This window comes from Actinomyces sp. 565, assembly GCF_010365615.1.
Classification (GTDB): domain Bacteria; phylum Actinomycetota; class Actinomycetes; order Actinomycetales; family Actinomycetaceae; genus Actinomyces.
This window is the reverse complement of record NZ_PIZD01000062.1, coordinates 39830-57266: the sequence shown is the minus strand read 5'-3', so window position 1 is coordinate 57266 and position 17437 is coordinate 39830. Positions and strand designations below refer to the sequence as shown.

The 17437-nt window shown below is 68.6% G+C and carries 15 protein-coding genes; 5 read left to right on the top strand and 10 right to left on the bottom strand.

The features are described from left to right. The 5 genes from GZ997_RS10120 to GZ997_RS10100 form a co-directional block, all read right to left on the bottom strand. Window positions 1–639, bottom strand: a 639-nt coding sequence (locus tag GZ997_RS10120) for a DUF6571 family protein (RefSeq protein WP_343212323.1), incomplete at its 3' end; no start/stop codon positions are given. Window positions 640–679: 40 nt separating this feature from the next. Further along, window positions 680–910: a hypothetical protein gene (locus GZ997_RS10115; RefSeq protein ID WP_162679796.1), complete on the bottom strand. Its 231-nt coding sequence runs from the start codon at window positions 908–910 to the stop codon at window positions 680–682. Between the two features lie 110 nt (window positions 911–1020). Then, window positions 1021–2772, bottom strand: coding sequence for a DUF6571 family protein (locus GZ997_RS10110; RefSeq protein ID WP_162679795.1), 1752 nt, complete (start codon window positions 2770–2772; stop codon window positions 1021–1023). Window positions 2773–2827: 55 nt separating this feature from the next. Then, on the bottom strand, window positions 2828–3202 hold the full coding sequence (locus GZ997_RS10105) for a hypothetical protein (RefSeq protein ID WP_162679794.1): 375 nt from the start codon (window positions 3200–3202) through the stop codon (window positions 2828–2830). 234 nt (window positions 3203–3436) lie between these two features. Further along, a complete protein-coding gene (locus tag GZ997_RS10100) occupies window positions 3437–3955 on the bottom strand; it encodes a flavodoxin (protein ID WP_162679793.1) in 519 nt (172 codons plus the stop codon). A gap of 224 nt (window positions 3956–4179) precedes the next feature. On the opposite strand from GZ997_RS10100, the gene GZ997_RS10095 reads away from it, so the two are divergent. Further along, on the top strand, window positions 4180–5202 hold the full coding sequence (locus GZ997_RS10095) for a LacI family DNA-binding transcriptional regulator (protein WP_162679792.1): 1023 nt from the start codon (window positions 4180–4182) through the stop codon (window positions 5200–5202). An 84-nt stretch (window positions 5203–5286) separates the two neighbouring features. Here GZ997_RS10095 and GZ997_RS10090 read toward each other — a convergent pair whose 3' ends face one another. Further along, complete coding sequence (locus GZ997_RS10090; protein ID WP_161923531.1) at window positions 5287–5616, bottom strand: putative heavy metal-binding protein; 330 nt, start codon at window positions 5614–5616, stop codon at window positions 5287–5289. 128 nt (window positions 5617–5744) lie between these two features. Next, window positions 5745–6263: a SprT-like domain-containing protein gene (locus GZ997_RS10085; protein ID WP_161923532.1), complete on the bottom strand. Its 519-nt coding sequence runs from the start codon at window positions 6261–6263 to the stop codon at window positions 5745–5747. A gap of 118 nt (window positions 6264–6381) precedes the next feature. On the opposite strand from GZ997_RS10085, the gene GZ997_RS10080 reads away from it, so the two are divergent. Further along, entirely contained in the window at window positions 6382–7434 is a 1053-nt protein-coding gene (locus GZ997_RS10080) for a hypothetical protein (protein ID WP_203234186.1), read from the top strand. Window positions 7435–7518: 84 nt separating this feature from the next. Beyond that, entirely contained in the window at window positions 7519–9036 is a 1518-nt protein-coding gene (cls, locus tag GZ997_RS10075; RefSeq protein ID WP_161923533.1) for a cardiolipin synthase, read from the top strand. Here the strand turns inward: cls and GZ997_RS12830 are convergent. Next, on the bottom strand, window positions 8994–9200 hold the full coding sequence (locus GZ997_RS12830) for a hypothetical protein (RefSeq protein ID WP_237564261.1): 207 nt from the start codon (window positions 9198–9200) through the stop codon (window positions 8994–8996). The two genes, cls and GZ997_RS12830, sit on opposite strands and share 43 nt — an antisense overlap. 524 nt (window positions 9201–9724) lie before the next feature. Between GZ997_RS12830 and GZ997_RS10065 the strand changes: the two genes are divergently transcribed. Both GZ997_RS10065 and GZ997_RS10060 read left to right on the top strand, forming a co-directional pair. After that, window positions 9725–10063: a hypothetical protein gene (locus GZ997_RS10065; protein WP_203234185.1), complete on the top strand. Its 339-nt coding sequence runs from the start codon at window positions 9725–9727 to the stop codon at window positions 10061–10063. 172 nt (window positions 10064–10235) lie between these two features. Further along, on the top strand, window positions 10236–10715 hold the full coding sequence (locus GZ997_RS10060) for a hypothetical protein (RefSeq protein WP_162679790.1): 480 nt from the start codon (window positions 10236–10238) through the stop codon (window positions 10713–10715). Between the two features lie 143 nt (window positions 10716–10858). Here the strand turns inward: GZ997_RS10060 and hrpA are convergent, their stop codons facing one another. Both hrpA and GZ997_RS10050 read right to left on the bottom strand, forming a co-directional pair. Next, window positions 10859–15442: an ATP-dependent RNA helicase HrpA gene (gene hrpA / locus GZ997_RS10055; protein WP_162679789.1), complete on the bottom strand. Its 4584-nt coding sequence runs from the start codon at window positions 15440–15442 to the stop codon at window positions 10859–10861. Window positions 15443–15793: 351 nt separating this feature from the next. Then, the coding region (locus GZ997_RS10050; RefSeq protein WP_203234184.1) for a PTS sugar transporter subunit IIA at window positions 15794–17437 on the bottom strand (1644 nt) is incomplete at its 5' end.

The following is a 17437-nucleotide window of genomic DNA, read 5'->3' as shown; positions in this document are numbered from 1 at the left end:
GTGGTATTGGAGCATCGTGGTCACCAGTGTGTCGGCGGCGTTCTCATCGTCGATGACGCGGTACAGGACGGTCTCGAACTGCGTGTCAGTGACCAGGCCGGACAGGTCATAGCCCGGTGGACTAGCGTCCAAGGAATCGCCGCTGGCCAAGCCGGCTAGTTCCTTCGGGCTGTTGGCGAGCAGGGCGGCGAGGTTCTGCTTCATGGTGCTGGTGTAGTCCTTAAGGGGTACCTGGCCGACAGCGAACTCCATTGATTTGGCGACTATCCACGTGGCCTTTGCGGCGGTTTGCTCGTCTTGGTCGGTGCGCATGGTTGAGACTGCGGCCATGGCAGCAGTGAGTTCCTCCAGGGCGGTGGAGTTCCAGTGGCCTTCTTCGAGCGCCTCCCACCGCTGTTGGGTCTGTTCACCCGGCATCCACTTCCCGTCGCTGGTCTCGCCATCGGGAGTGAGGTAGTCCAAAGCGGCCCTAGCGTTGGTCTGGTCACTGCTTGCGGTGCCTGGATCAAGACCAGGAATGTCCAGTTCGCTTCCGAAATAATGCGCGCACGCCACCAAAGGCGCGCATGCCAGTAGTAGCGTTATCAGTGCAGCCGGCAGACGGCGCCTGGGGCGGGGTGTGCTTGCTTCGGATCGCATAATAAGAGAGTTCCTCATAACGCCTACGTGTTCTGCTGGCTCATTTGATGACCTTTGCGCCATGGCCCTGCTTGCAGCCTGTTTGATCACCCGCTTCGATATTGACGTCAAGACTGTCCATGACGGAGTCGTGGACCAGGTCTTCCCAGTTTATGTATTCGTGGGCGGCTTGTGGTGTCATGGGGTCGGGTGCGGTGATGGTGGGTTGCCCGTCGGCCTCGGTGTAGAAGGAGAATGGCCCTCCGTTGTTGCCGGTGGCGGCCGCCTCCATGGTGGCGTCGCTGAGCAGGCCGTAGTTCGCGGCATCAACATAGGCCTGGGCTCGCAGTACCGTGTCGATATCGGCTGCATCGACAGTGTCCGGAGTGTTCCAATCCTTGGTTAGCTGGTCAACGATAATGGGTCTGGCGACGGTGAGCCGGTGCTGTACAGCAGCGGGCCAGCTACCGCCAGACTGGTCCCTCCGGTCATTGCGCCGACCCCGGCGCCCAGTACCGTAGAGAACACGCTCAGTGCGGTTCCCATATTGGACTTGGTGTTGGCCCGCGCGGCGCTGTTGTCACCTGCACGTAGCTCGGCAATGCCATCAAGATAGCCCATGGTTGCGGCTGCATCCTTGTACTGTACGGCAAGGGTCGTTCCGGGATCCGTGGATGTGGACATTTCGGAGTCGATTCTGCTGTGGTGGTACTGGCCCATGGCAGCGGCCAGGGTGCCGGTTGCGTTCTCGTCATCGATGATGCGGTACAGCAAGGTCTCGAACTCCGCATCGGTGACTAGGCCAGACAACCCATAGCGCTGATCGGTTTCCAGAGAGCCGTCTTTGGCCAGGCCTGCGAGTTCTTTGGGGCTGTTGCCGAGCAGAACCGCGAGGTTCTGTTTCATGGTGGCGGTGAAATCTGCTTCCTCAACGTCGTTGACGAAGAAGGGGATGGCCTGCGCGGTCATCCAGGTGGCGCGCTCGGCCGCGTCGGCCGGCGCGTTGGGGTCGCCGTCAGCGCCCCGGTAGGCGGAGGCAGCGGCCGTGGCCGCGCTCAACCCGTCCAGCCCGGTACCACCGTGGAAGTCCCAGTCGCGCTGCCTGAGCATCTCCCAACGCTTCTCGATCTCGGCGTCATTTGTGCCATCGCTGGTGAGATAGTTCAAGGAGGCCTCGGAGTTGGAACCCATGGCGGTCAGCACGCCGGCCAACGGGTCCGCCGTATAGAACTCACCATTCACGAACGGCGGCGCACCGGCGAAGGGGACCGAGGCCGGGTCGATGTCCTCAAGATTGTCCGCGAGCACACCAAGAAACCCTGTACCGTACGCGGTATCCGGTACTGACAACAGCGCATTGAGGGCCGTCATCGGGTTCTCAAGCTGCGGCTGAATGACCGTCGGATCGACGGCGTTGGCGAAGTCGGCAGCGAGCCCCGCCCCACCGGCCTGATCCTGGCTGGCGGCGGCCAGGATGTGCGCGAGAGTCTCCAACGACTTGGTGAACCGCTCGCCACCATCGTCCCCGTCATAGCCGACCTGATAATGCCCGTCTAACGCGTAGACGAGCTGCAGGTACTCCTCGGTGCCCAGCGCGTCGACGAACGCCGCCCCATAGATCGGGATGTCTTGGTGCTTGTTGATTTGGTCGAGGATTTGTTCGGGGGTGCGGCCTTGGGAGGAGGTGCCGTTGGCGAGTGCTTCTTGGAGCTCTGTGGCCTCGGCTTTGGCTGTTTCGACTGAGCCAGTGTTGTAGGCGTGGACGTTGGCCACGGTGTCAGTGTTGCGCCAGTAGGCGGCCTCGTCGGTGGTGCCTGGTGGTGGGTCGGGCAGGTAGTAGGACAGGGTGCCGTCGGGGTTGGTCATGGTGATGCCGGACTCGTTTATGTCGATGGCCTCCTGGCGGCGCGAGCGCAGCTGGTCGGCCAGATCGCGCATGGCTGATGCGTAGGCTGCCAGGGTTCCCGATCCGGGTCCCGGTATTAGGAAGCCGGGCAGGGACTCGGTCGCGTCGGCCACGGACTGGACCGGGTCGTGGTAGTAGGCGCTGGTCTGGTTGATGCTGCTGCGCTCGTAGTCGATCGCTTTGGCGCGGTCTTCCAGGTTGTCGACGACGGTTTGCATCTTGTCAGTGTCGATCTTGATGAAGGCCATGGGGCTGCGGCTCCTTGCTTCGCGGGCGGTTCACAGGCGCGGGGGGCGGGAGGTACTAGGAACTGGGCCAGACGGCCAGGGCGGAGTCCTCGGGAACCACGTCCAGCCCGGCGTCGTAGAAGGCGTTCTCCGCGTCGGTCAGGTCCGAGACGATGTCACCGATCGCGTCGTAGGCGCCGGAGTCGGCCGCATCGATCTTGGTGCGGTAGTCATCGGCCACCGGTGAGGTCCACACCTCATCGCTCAGCCCGGCGTCGAAGGTCTCGCTGTTGTGGGTGGCGGAGTCCGTGGTGGAGGTGAATTCCTGGGCGTCCAGGCGGTGGCGTGACCCCACCGCGTAGGACTTGATTTCCTGGATCGCCTCCAGCTTCCTGTTGGGGACCATGCGGACGTCAACGTCGTCTGCATCATGGGTGGGGGAGTGCGGCATTAAAGGGGCCTCGGCTCTCGGGGCGTACCGGACAGGAGCACGCGCGGGCGGTGCGCCGCCCACGCAACAACGGCCTCAACCTACCCCACACATCACGCCCGTGTCACGATACTGCAAGTGTGGCCGCCAGCCGCACGCTGGCACAGGCGGGCGACTACCCGCCGACGCCGATCGGACGGGACGTCGGCCTAGCGGCCCGGGCAACGTCTGACGCCGTCGGGACTCGCTGGAGCCTTATGCCGCGACCCCGAGCCCCTCCAGCCAGCGGCGCACGCCGTCGGCGCTGGTGCTCACCTCCAGGCGGGTCCCCGGCTTCCAGTCACCCGTGCCGGCCAGAGCGGCGAGGTCGCGTGCGCTGGCGCCTACTGGCGAGGAGAAGGACGTGCAGAACGGCACCACGATCTTGCCGGTGAAGTCGTTATTCCGTACGAAGTCGCCCAAAACCCAGGAGGCCTCGCCCCACCATATGGGGTATCCGACCAGCACGGTGTCGTAGTCGGTGAAGCCGTCGGGGGCGTCCTGCACCAGCGGCACATGCCGCAGGCTCCGATCAACGTGCTCCCGCGAGACCCGGCTGCGCGGATCGTTGTAGTCCAGATCCGGCTCGGAGTAGGGCTCGGCGGGAGTCAGCACGAAGGCGTCGGCTCCGAGCGCCCGCGTGAGGGTCTCCGCCACGCGCCGGGTGTGCCCGTGGGCGGAGTAGTGGACGACGAGCGTCTTGGGTCGGGACTCAGGGGTGTTACTGGCGGTCATCTTTGAACTCCAATCAGTCGGGAACTGATTATACGGTTGGTTCGCTGTCTATTGGCGACGTGCTCCTCGGGCGCCGGCTGGCGACGACTGGGCCTTACCTGCGGCGTCCGTGCCGACAACCTGGAAAGATGACTCATGGCCGCGACTGAGCCGCGCGGCCGCGATCACACCTGGCAGCGAGCAGCGGGACGGCTCGGACGTCCCCGGTAGCAGAAGGAGCGAGCATGGCACGTCCCTCGGTGCGTGACGTCGCCGAACGGGCGGGAGTCTCGGTAGGCACCGTCTCTCATGTCCTGAACCATCCCGAGCGCGTCGCCCAGCCAACGATCGACCGTGTGCGCGCCGCTATCAACGAGCTCGGCTTCGTGCGCTCTGAAACCGCGCGTCGCCTGCGCCACGGAGGTTCCTCACTGGTGGGCGTGCTTGTCCACGACATCTCCAACCCCTTCTTCACCGAGGCTGCCCGTGGCATTGAGGACCGGCTGCGCGCGGACGGCCGCGTGCCAATGCTCGGCTCCACCGACTCCGACCCCGAGCGCGAGCATCAGCTCATGAGCCTGCTGGCCGGCATGGACGTCCACGGTGTGATCGTCACCCCCTCGGCCTCCACCCTCGACAACCTCGCCGTTCTGGCCGGCCGCGGCATCCGGGTAGTGCTCATGGATCACCCGCCGATCTCCGCCGAGCTGTCCACCGTGTCCGGGGACGACGTCGCCGGCGCTCGCGCGGCAGCGGCTCACCTGATCGAGCTAGGACACCGCCGCATCGGGTTCGTCAACGGCCCACTGACGGTGCGGCAGGCCGTCGACCGGCGCGACGGCGTCATCGCCGCGCTGGCCGGGGCGGGCCTGGACCCGGCTGAAGCGCTAACTGAAATCGAGGCCGTCAGCGGTGGCCAGGGATTCACGGCGGATGCGGGCGCAGTCGGGGCGGCCACCTTGCTGGATGGGCAGACGCCGCCGACGGCGCTGCTGTGCGCCAACGACCAGCTGGCCATCGGCGCCATGCGGGAAGTCCGTCGCCGCGGCCTGAGCATTCCAGACGACGTCGCCATCGTCGGGTATGACGACATCTCTGTTGCCGCGGAACTCATCACCCCGCTGACCAGCGTGCGTCAGCCTATGCGGGAGATGGGGGCGGCCGCGGCCGACCTGCTACTGTCCCACGACCCCGCGGTAAGGCACATAACCTTCCCGCCGCGGCTGGTGGTACGCGAATCCACCGTGGGCGGGCAGCCGCGGTCGTGATCAGCGCCGCCCGCTCCCTCCACCGCTAGTCACGGCACTGGTGCAGGGGTGGTCGGCGTCGAAGACCGCCCGCCTACCGGGGCCTTACTGGGGGCGGGAGAAGCGCACCGCGGTGCCGGAGGCGGTCACCATCAGCATGCCGTTGTCACTGCCGAGGGCCTCGTAGTCGATGTCCACCCCTACCACGCCCTCCGCGCCGAGCTCCTGCGCGCGCTGCACCATCTCCGCCAGCGCCGTCTCCCGGGCCTGAATCAACTCGTTCTCATAGGCCTGGGAACGGCCGCCCACCACGTTACGGATACCGGCGGCAAAGTCCTTGAACATGTTCACGCCCGCAATCGTCTCTCCGCATACGACGCGCAGGTACTGGGTGACGGGGTAGCCCTCAACGGTGGGGGTGGTGGTGACAATCATCGGTTCACTCCTGAAACTCGCGGGCGGAAACAGGCCGGACAGGTCCTGCCTGCGCGATTCTGCGGCACCAAGTCCACCTGGGGCTCATCCCCGTGGAGGATTCGGCGTCGTCACCTGGGAGGAACGGCTCAACCCCGCATACTCTCCAGACGCGCCAGGGCCCGAGCGTATCCCGGACTGATCTCCTGCGGGCTTACGGGCACGCCGTCGTAGGACCAGGCCAGCAGGTGGGCTGCGCTGAAGCCGCGAGCGCAGCGGGAGCACGAGCAGGGCAGCGCCGGGCGGCGCATCCGGTCAACGGTGTGACCGGCAGGACAGGTACCGACCCAGCGGCCCGGCACGCGCGGCGCCCGCTCGCTGACCAGCCGCCGGCCACTGGCGCCGATCCTGCGGGCCTCTGCGCGCCAGACGGCGTCGTGCCCGTGGGCGGCTCCCACGCGGGCGTGGGCGATCTCGTGCAGCACCGTCTCACGTACCTCTGCCTCGTCATACAGTGCCATCAGCTGCCGGGACAGGGTGATGCGCCGACGGGAGTGGTCGGTTAGGCCGGCGCGCCGTCGTGCCCGGTCCAGGGAAACCGACCAGTCGCCCACCCCGTGCTCGGCCATGAGCAGCCGGGCCAGCGGGAGCACCTCGGACAGATTCATGCGATGAGCGTAGACGATCGACTGCCAGGACCGGCGCCCCGCCATGTGAGCTCCGGCGCTGCGGCAACCGTGGGCGGGTCACTGCGTCATCCGCAAAGGCTGTGGCAGCATTACTTCGATGTCACGCTCCGCCGACCGACCGACGCGCCGCTCACCGCAAGGCGCACCGCGCCGCACCTCCTCCGGCCACCGGGCGGCATCGGACCGGCGGCGCGCGCCCGCATCCGCTCGCGGCACGCGGCTGGCCGATGCGGCTCGCGCCGGGGGGCGCTCCGCCCGCACGCCTCGTCCCGGTAGAACCCGCGGGCGGCGCAAGCCCCGCCGCATCGGTTCCGTAGGCATCTTCCTCAGCTCATTCCTGATCACGCTGCTGCTTGGCCTACTGGTCATGAATGCCCTTGACACCCCGCCGTCTCCGTCACTGCCCGCCGCCCCCACCGAGCCCGCTCCCATCACGCGTGACATGACCGGCTTTGACGCGGGCCTCATCATCGACGACGACGTCTTCTACGACTCGACCACCATGACCAGCGCCGAGATCGCCGCATTCATCACCGCGGCGAACGAGGGCTGCCAGACCGGAGCAGACGGCACCCCCTGCCTGGCGGACGCCACTTTCGACACCGAGGACCGCGAGGCCACCACCGCCTGCCCCGGCGGGTACACCGCCGCGAAGGGGCAGACGGCGGCCGAGATCATCTCCCAGGTGGCTGACTCCTGCGACATCAACCCGCGCGTACTGCTAGTGCTGCTGCATAAGGAGCAGGGGCTGCTGACCGCGTCCGGTTCGGGCCTGACCGCCCGCCGCTACGAGGCGGCTACCGGCTACGCCTGCCCCGACGGGCAGGAGTGCGACTCCGAGTACGCGGGGTTCTTCCGCCAGGTATACGGTGCCGCCTCCCAGTTCCAGACCTACCGGCTCGATCCCCACCGATTCGAGGTGGTTGCGGGTACGACGACGCAGCTCGCGTATTCGCCCGACGCACAGTGCGGAACTGGTGAGCTGACCGCTGCCAATCAGGCGACTGCGGGCCTGTACAACTACACGCCCTACCTGGCCAACGCAGCCGCCGCCTCCGGCGGTGATGACTGCACCAGCTGGGGAAACTGGAACTTCTACGGCTACTACCGCGCGCTCTTCGGAGACCCGACGCCATCGACTGCGCAGTGACACGCTGCGCGCGTCCGTCTCAGGCGCGCCCGGCACCAGGCGCGCCGATGCGCCGGGTTACGGCGACGTGTGAGGATTACTGATATGGAGTGGCACCCAGTACTGACGACTGCGTGGGTCGTCCTGGAGTACGTGATCAAGTTCGCGGCGCTGGGAACTGTCCCGGAGAACCGCCGCCCGTCGTCGTCCACTGCCTGGCTGCTGCTGATCTTCCTACTGCCTGTTGTGGGCCTGCCGCTGTACGTGTTCCTGGGCAGCCCCTGGGTGCACGGCAAGCGCTACCAGCAGCAGCTGGAGGCCAATACGGCGGTCAATGAGTTCACTGCGGGCATGCCCGACGCTCCGGCCGGCGCGCGCCCCTCACCCCACCTCGGCTCGGTGCTGCGCATGAACCGCAAGCTCACCGGCCTACCCTGCGTCACTGGTGAGGTCGTGGCCCTGCACTCAGACTCGGCGGAGACCTACGCGGCCATGGCCCGTCTGATCGACACCGCCCAGAATCACGTCCACGTGGAGTTCTACATCCAGAGCTGGGATGAGGTCACCGACGTCTTCTACTCCGCGCTCGCCCGTGCCGCCGCCCGCGGAGTGACCGTGCGGCTGCTGGTGGACCACCTCGGCTCACGGAAGTACCCCGGCTGGAAGGACTTCGGCAGGCGGCTGTCCGAGGCCGGGATCAAATGGCGCCTGATGATGCCGCTGCTGCCGCACAAACGCCGCTTCCGGCGTCCCGACCTGCGCAACCACCGCAAGGTTCTCACCGTTGACGGTGAGCGCGCCTTCATCGGCTCGCACAACATCATCGACCCCACTTACCGGCTGCGCTCCAACATTCGTGCGGGACGGACCTGGGCGGATCTGTCTGTGGAGGTAACGGGGGACATCGTGGTGGAGGCGGAGACGGTCTTCGCCATGGACTGGTTCTTCGAATCCGGCGAGGTGCTACAGGTGCAGGACGCGCTTCCGGGCGCGCCGGACGTGACCGAGGTGCTGGAGCGCCGCCCCCCGGTAGGTACCCCCTCTCCGCAGCCGGGACGCCCCGAGGCGGTTGTCAACGCCATGCAATTGGTGCCCTCCGGACCCGGCTACCCCACCGAGCCCAATCTGCGCATGTTCCTGTCCCTGATACAGAACGCCACCCGGCGCGTATCCATCACCAGTCCCTACTTCATCCCCGACGAGGCGCTGCTGGCTGCCATGACCACGGCGGCCTACCGGGGGGTGGACGTGGAGCTGTTCGTCGGCAAGGAGTCCGACCACCTCATCGTCAACCATGCTCAGCGCTCCTACTACGGGGCACTGCTCGCTGCCGGCGTGCGCATCTACCGCTACCCTGCCCCAACCGTCCTGCACGCCAAGTACATGACGGTCGACGGCGAGGTCGGCGTCATCGGCAGCGCCAACATGGACTTCCGCTCCTTCGCCCTGAACTACGAGATGATGCTGCTCGCCTTTGGCGGCGACCTGGATGCCCTGCTGCGCGCCAATGACGCCTACTACCGCCGTGTGTCCACCGAGCTGACCGTTGAGGAGTGGGCCAAGGAGCCATGGTGGCGGCGCTACATCGACAACGTGTGCCGGCTGGTGTCCGCGGTCCTGTGACGGCGCCCTGCGCGCCGTCCAGCGGCGGCGTGCGCGTCCCCCTGCGCGGGCTCGGGGTCACCACGGTCAGTGAGCTCCAGGGACGAGCCCGCACGCATGAGCCGGGACAGCACCTCCGGGTCGACCACCACCCCGTCGGCCGCCACCACGTCCAGGCTCCGCATGAAGTCGCGACCCGGCCGACGCGTTCCTTGAGCAGGTAGCCGGCACCACCCGCACCGGCATCGGGGCCATCCATCCAGCAGCTAACGCAAGTACGGCCCAGCCACGTAGGCGGACAGGACAACAACGGGCAGCCCTGGATAAGCGGCACGCAGGTCGATGGCGGCGCGGACAGCGGGCGGTCCCGCAGGCGCCCCACTAGCCGACATCTCAGCAGCCCGGCACTAGACCCCGGCGATCGACATCACCGCACTCCGGCGCGTAATCACGCTGCCCGGGCGGCGTCGGGCGGACGTTGCCGCCGTCGATGCGGCCCTGGAACGACTGGGGGTAACCGGCCAGGACCGCCACCTGCCCCACGAACTCAGCGGCGGGGAGCGGCAGCGGGTCGCCTCATGGCTGTGATACCGGGCGGTGACGCCGTTGGCCGAGCCGTTCTGCACACTCGAGGGGCGGGCGCGACGCAATGATGCACCTACTGCTAGCCGACCTGCGGCGTCACGCCTCCTCCTAGACCTGGGCCTGCGTGGTCGCGGTTGTGGCCGGGGCGTGCGTATCCGGCCAATTCATGGTCATGCGCGGCTCGCTGTTGTCTGCGTCCGCGGCCACCGGCGTCAACCAGTGGGGCGTTCCCATCCGCAGCGACATGACCGATGCCGCCCACACGGTGAGTGCGTTCATCATCGTCTCCGTGGTGCTGGCGACGGCAGCGGTACTCACTTCGACGGCCGGGCTCGTGATCGCTCAGCATCAGCGGGGCCATGGACTGTGGCGGTTGCCGGGTGAGTGCCGCGTGGTGGTGTGCCTCAACGCGCGGCAGAAGCCCCGCGGGGGTGCGGTGATGCTCGTTAGTTGTCAAAATTGATGACAAACACCCGCCCTGCACTCCGGGCCTGATCTGGCACCCGCATGATTCCAAGGTTTTTTCGCGGACGTCGACGCCCGCCTACCTCGTTTGTCATCGTTTAGGACACTCCAGGCGCCTGTCCGGCAGAATCCGCGCCGACGGCGACCCGCATAATCTAGGCTGCGCTGCTATGAGTGACGCTCCACGTACCGGCCTGTTCTCCTGGCTCTTCGGACGCGATAAGTCCAAGGCCACGTCGGCGCCCGCGCCCATCGTCGACGCAGTCAGGGGCAACACCGCCGCTGCGAGCATGCCCGCCGGGGCGGATACCGGCATCGGGGCGGCCGAAGTCTCAGCCGAGGAACTGGATCTCATCACCAGTGGTCAGCCGATAGCGGCGATCAAGGCCTACCGCGAGCGGACCGGACTGGGCCTGAAGGCCGCCAAGACCGCGATTGACGCGGCGTCCGCTGAACTCGCGGCGGGCCGCGCCCCGGCCGTCGCCTCCCCAGCCGCCGGGCCTGCCTCCTCTTTCCCGCCACCGAACCCGGACGAGATCGAGTTGGTGACCTCTGGTCGGCTGCTTATGGCGATCAAGGCCTACCGCGAACGCACCGGGGCCGACCTGAAGACCGCCAAGACCGCCATAGACGCGATCAGTGCTAACTAGAGGCGGGGCTATTCAGGCGGTCAGGAAATGCCGCCATAGACGCGATCAATGCCGACTGAACACGTGAACTGGTCATAGGCGAGACCGCCGTGCAGACATCTGCACGGGCCCCACATGCGCGGGCCCCGCGGGACCGGCTCCGCTCATATCTTCGCCAGCAGCTTGCTGATGCGCTGCACGCTCACCTTGCGGGCGGTGCCGAGCGTCTGTGCGAACAGGCTCACGCGCAACTCCTCGATCAGCCAGCGCGCCTCGACCAGCGCGGCCTCCCGCTCGGGGTCCGCCGGAAGCGCCGCGGCCCGGGCCCGGGCATCGGATAAAAGCTGCTCGGCCTGCTCTACCTGGTAGGCGAGTGCCGCATCCTGGCTGGGGGAGGACTCCGCCTTGGACACCCGCATCGCCAGCGCTCTTAAGTACCGGGGCAGGTGCGGGAGCTGCTCCGGCGGGGTGGCGGCGATGAAACCGTCCTTCACCAGCGCCGCCGCATGCTCGCGCACCTGCTGCAGCGTATTCAGCAGCGCTAGCGAGGTGTGGGCCGACACCTCCCGCTCCACCTCCCGCTGGGCGGCCAGTGTCTTGGCGGCGATCTGCGCTACGCGGTAGACCTCATCCTCCAGCTCCTGCCGCAAGACGGCCACCAGCTCCTCAAACACGACCTGCTCCCGCACGCCCGCCAGGGAGGTGCGCCGCGCGGCAGCCCACCGACCGGCAACCACCCGGGCGGCTGCCAGCTGCATGTCCTCCACCAGCGCCTCGGTGCTCCGGTAGGGGCTTGCCGCGAGCGTCAGCGTCTCCGTGGGGTTCCACCGGGAGGTGATGCGGGCCGTGGGCAGGGCGGTGCGGGCCAGCGCCAGCGCCGTCACCCCCGCGCCGTGCGCGCGCTCCTGGGCGACGGCGTCGGGCAGGATCCGCAGATCCGCGCGGCGCACCCCGGTCGCCACCAGGGCCGGGTAGCCGCGCACCACCAGCCCTGCCGTGCCCGGGGTCTCAATTGTGGCCGGAATGGTGGAGCGATCCGGGCCCTCCAGGCCGGTGACGCCCTTGGGCCAGTCCGTCAGCCCCGCGCGCTCGGCCAGGCCCGGCCCGACGCCGCGCATCCCCTTCGCACCACCGCTCGACGCTCCCGTGGCGTGACCGCCGACGCCGCCCCGGGCGCTTCCCGGCGCGACCGTGCCCGCGCCGCGCCGCTTGCCACGCCCGCCTCGGCGTCGCCCCTGCGTCCGCTGCGCATCAGCCATGGCCTGCGCGATCGCCCCGTGTACGGCGTCGCGCACAGCCGCCTCGGTGCGGCCCGCCTGACGGCGCTGCAACAACACCAGGTCCTTGTCCCGATCCAGCTCCCGGCCAGCGCCGTCCACCGCCACGAAGGCCATGCGCAGGTGGTCGGGCAGCCGCTCGGCGGCCTCCTCCCAGTCGGCCTCGGTGATCTCCACTTGCCGCAACCGCAGCACCGCATCCGCGAAGGCCTCGCGGAAGGGTACCTGCGGCGCCGACGGCGCCCCCGCGCCCCCGGCCGCACCAGTCACCTCCCGGCGGATCGCCTCCCACACCTGCGCCCCGACGTCGGGCGCGGGCACCAGCGCACGACGCACCCGCTTGGGCAGGGCGCGGATGGTGTCCACCACCAGCTCGGGCCGCAGCCCGGGAACCAGCCAGTCAAAGCCCGACGGCTCCAGGCGCCCCAGCACCTCCACCGGAACCAGCACGCTCACCCCGTCATTTGGGGCACCCGGCTCGAAGACGTACTCCAGGCCGAGGGTGAGATCCCCCTGCGCCCAGGTGTCGGGGTAGCCGGTGGTGTCGTCCCCGCCGGGCAGCAGCAGCTCGCGGGTGAAGTCGAACAGGTCGGGACGGTTGTGGCGCTCCCGCTTCCACCAGGCGTCGAAGTCGTTCGCGCCGTAGACGTCGTCGGGTAGGCGGTCGTCGTAGAAGTCGAACAGGGCCTCGTCGCCGGCCAGCAGCCCGTGCTCCCGGCGTCGCTGCTCGACGTCGGCCAGCTCCTCCAGCAGCGCCCGGTTACGCTCCACGAACCCGTGCCGGGCGTGCCAGCCGCCCTCCACCAGCCCGGAGCGGATGAACATCTCCCGCGCCAACTCGCGCGCATCGGCCGTACCCACCGAGGCGAGCGTGGCAGGGCGGTCGGCCACCAGCGTCATCCCGTACAGCAGCAGCTTCTCGTGCACCATCGCGGCGCCGCGGCGCGTGGACCAGTACGGCTCCCCGTACACGCGGTGCAGCAGCCCAGCCGCCCCGGCCGCCTCCTCGATCCAGCGGGCGTCCACCTTGGCGACGGTGCGCGCGAACAAGCGGGAGGTCTCCACCAGCTCCGCCGTCATCACCCAGTCGTAGCTCTTGCGCCGCAGCCCCGAGCCCGGCCAGATCACGAAGTGGCTGCCGCGCGCGCCCGCATACTCGCGGCGGCGCTCATCCCAGGTACCCACGTTGGAAAGCAGTCCCACCAGCAGGGAGCGGTGGATGGCGTCGGCGCTGGGCGTGTCCGCACTGCGCCCCAGGGCGACGACGGCGGCCGCCACGTCCCCGTGGGCGATGGTTGCCGCCTGCGTGCCCGGCTCCAGGCCGGCGGCGGCCGCGCGCACGGCGCTCGCGGTGGGCAGGTCCACGGGGGCGGCGGCGAGCCCCAGCGGGCGGGCGAGCTGCCGCAGCTGGTTGTACACGTCCTGCCACTCGCGCACCCGCAGGTAGTGGAGGAACTCGGCCCGGCACATGCGCCGGAAGGCGGAGCCGGACAGGTCGCGCTGCTGGGTGCGCAGGTAGCGCCACAGGTTCAGATAGGTCAGGAAGTCACTGGTCGGCTCGGCGAAGCGCCGGTGCAGGGCGTCGGCCGCCTCCTGGTGGTCGGCCGGGCGCTCGCGCACGTCCTGCATGGACAGCGCAGCCACGATCACCATGACCTCGCTGACGCAGCCGAGCTCACCGGCCTGAAGCAGCATGCGCCCCAGCCGCGGGTCGATGGGCAGGCGGGCCAGGCGCCGGCCCACTTCGGTCAGACGTGGCCCGCCGACGCTGCCGCCCCGGCCGCTCCGCCGTCGCCGTCCGGTTCCGGCGCCGGCCGTCTCGATGGCGCCGATCTCGCCCAGCAGCTGGAGGCCGTCGCGTACGGCGCGGGAGTCGGGGGCGTCCAGGAAGGGAAAGTCCTGCACGTCCCCCAGACCGAGCGCGGCCATTTGCAGAATCACCGAGGCCAGGGAGGTGCGCAGGATCTCCGGTTCGGTGTACTCCGGGCGCGATTCGAAGTCGGTCTGGGAGTACAGGCGGATGGCGATGCCGTCGGCGACGCGTCCGCACCGCCCGGAGCGCTGGTTGGCGCTGGCCCGACTGATCGGCTCGATCGGCAGGCGCTGCACCTTGGTGCGGTTGGAGTAGCGGGATATGCGCGCCAGCCCGGGGTCGATGACGTAGCGGATGCCGGGCACGGTCAGGGAGGTCTCGGCCACGTTGGTGGCCAGCACGATGCGGCGGCAGGCGTGCGCCTCGAACACGCGGTGCTGCTCGGCGGCGGACAGGCGGGAGAACAGCGGCACCACCTCGACCGCGCCGGGCGTGGCGGTGCGCCCGTGCGGGGTGTAGCGCGGCCCCAGATGGTCAATGAGGGCCGACTCGGTGTCGCGAATGTCCCGCTCACCGGCCAGGAAGACCAGGATGTCGCCGCTGCCGGCCGCCATGAGCTCGTCGACGGCGTCGAGGATGCCGGTGACCTGGTCGCGCTCGGTCTCTGGTGCGGGTTGCGCCGCTCCGGTGCCCTGACGTCCCCGGGCGGCGGGGGAGGAGTCCTGGGCGCCGGAGATGGTGGCGGCAGCATCGGGGTCCGCGGGGTCCGGCACGAGCGGTCGGTAGCGGATCTCCACCGGGTAGGTGCGCCCGGACACCTCGATCACCGGCGCCGGTGATCGGGAGGGCCCCGCCGGGCGGCTGGAACTGTCGGGGCGGGTGGCGGCGTCGGCGCGGCCGCCTCCGGCGGGTGGGGCCTCCTGCGCGGCGGGCGGAGGGTCTTGTGCGGCGGGCGCGGCCTGGCCGAAGTGGGCGGCGAAGCGCTCGGAGTCGATGGTGGCGGAGGTGATGATGACCTTCAGGTCCGGGCGCTGGGGGAGGAGCCGGGCCAGGTAGCCGAGGATGAAGTCGATGTTGAGGCTGCGCTCGTGCGCCTCATCCACGATGATCGTGTCGTAGCGGCGCAGCAGCGGGTCGGACTGGATCTCCGCCAGCAGGATGCCGTCGGTCATGAGCTTGACCAGTGTGCCCGGGCCGGTCTCCTCGGTGAAGCGCACCTGGTAGCCGACCACGCCGTCCGGGCCGATGGGGGTGGACAGCTCGTAGGCGATGCGTTCGGCCACCGAGCGGGCGGCGATGCGGCGCGGCTGGGTATGACCGATCATGCCGGTGATGCCGCGGCCGAGCTCGAGGCAGATCTTGGGCAGCTGGGTGGTCTTGCCGGAGCCGGTCTCGCCGGCCACGATCACTACCTGGTTATCGCGAATGGCGGCGGCGATCTCCTCGCGGCGGGCGCTTACGGGCAGTTCCTCCGGGTAGGTGATCACCGGGACGGCGGCGCGGCGGGACTCGAGCTGCTCGGGGGTGAAGCCCCGCCACTGGCGCCGGCCGCGCCCGCGGCGGGCCCCTCGTGAACGCCGCCCTCTCCTGCCATCGCCGTTGTTGCTGCCGGCTTCAGGGCGGTCCGCGCGCCGGGTTGGTCGCTCGTTGTCACTCATCAGGCCGCCTATTGTCCCCCATCCCCGTTCATCCCCGCCCCTCCCCTCACCGAGGTCGGTCGATCTTACGTGCCGAGGTCGGTCGATATGGGGTGGAGACGCCGACATCATCCTCGTTGCGCGTGATTTCCTGGCGCTAGACGCGCGCGAATGCCCGAGGACGCTCGCAGCTGTCACGTATTGCACCACTTTCCACTCGGTCGGGTTCGGGACGCGACAGCACAGCCGCATGAATCCGCGGCTTTGGCAGGGAGGATGAGCATCCGGGCACGCGAATGTGGTGCATCTAGTGACAGGGACGTGCCTGGTTGTCCCGCGACACAACAGACCACGGCAAACACCCCGCCCGGCTCAGAGCATGTCCAGCATGGTGGCCACGAAGGCGTCGTAGGAGTCGGCCGCGGCCAGGCGGGCGACCTTGGCGGGATCCACCAGCGCCTTGATCACGGCGTCGAACACATCCCCGAAGGCGTCCCGGCTGTCAGCGGACAGGCACAGCATGGCGATGAGCTTGACCGGCGTGCCGCCCCAGTCGACGGGACGGTCGGCCAGGCACACGGCAATCGCGGTGCGCGCGGCGGTCATCTCGATCGTGTGCGGGATCGCGGCACCGGAGGCGAAGGCCGTGGTCGATAACCGCTCCCGCTCCTTGACCTGATCGAGAAACTCCGGGCCAACAGCACCGGCACGGGCGAGCAGACTCGCCGCGGTTTCCAGGGCCGTATCGCGATCCTGCCCGCCCGGGATCCGGGTGAACAACTCCGGCTCCATCACCGTGGTCAGCCACGCGGCGGCCTTGAAGCGCTTGTGGCCGGCAGCAATGTTCGCCGTCATCTCCCGAATCCGCTCCAGGTCTGCGTCCGTGAGCAGCAGCCCCGTCCGGATCACCGGCACATCGGGCGCACGGGGCAGCGGCACCGTCGTGACAATCAGGTCGGCAGACAGGTCGGGCCCGACGTCCTCGACATCCGTGATCACCCGGTCCACGCGCCCGGTTCCCGCCACCGCGGCCTCCACGGCGTGTGCCAGGGAGACGTGGACATCGTAGTAGCGGGGGACGACGACGGCGACGGCAACCTCGTCGTCCTGCGCATGCATGGACAGCAGGCGCCCGCCCACGTGGAAGGCGATGAAGCCGATCTCGTCCTCACTGACCTCGATACCGGTCTCCAGCTGAATATGCCGGGCGATGAACACGGCCAGCTCATGTACCAGCGGGTGAGTGTTCTTCACAGACTGCCCCACGGGAATCCGCGCCGAGCCATGCTGCGCGGCCCGCTGCACCAGGCTGCGCACATGCATGGCGAGAAAAGCGATGAAACGCTCGTCGGACAAGTCCACCAGGTAGTTGTTGTTGAGCTTCGCAACGATCCGGGTGACCATGGCCAGGTAGTGCTCGTCGAGGAAGGCCCTGACCTCCGGGCTGGACGTCTCCTCCGGATAGGCGGGGGCGGCCTTGGTCAGCAGCAGGAGCGCCAGGTAGGCGACCTCCCGCTCCGGCACCTGCACCCCGAAGACTCTCGCCACCAGTTCGCTCACCGCACGGGACACCGGGGCGAGTGCGTCATCGGGCGTCAGGCGGGAAGCGTCCACGGAGCGCCCATGTCGCACCCGGTCCACCATGATGGCGATGTGGGCGACCAGTTCGTCGGCCGTCCACTCGTTGATGGAAAGCTGAAAGTCATCCAGTACCTCACGCAGCTGCTTCTTGAAGCCGAGCAGTTCCGGCTCCTGGAGACGGTGAGCGACTTCTTCGACGTCGATGAACTGGGGCCGGCGCACGGCGGCCCCAGTGAGGATGCGCCGCATGAGGCGGCGCTGCGCGGGCTCCTCTCCCTGAAGCGACAGCCGCTCGTGGTCGCGGGCCAGACGTAGGCCGAACTGGGCCACCAGCGGCCGGGCCTTGCCCAGGTCGGCCTCGATCGTGGACTCGGATACGTGCAGCTGTTCCGCCAGGTCAAATACGCTCACTGGACCCTGGGCGGCGACCAGCAC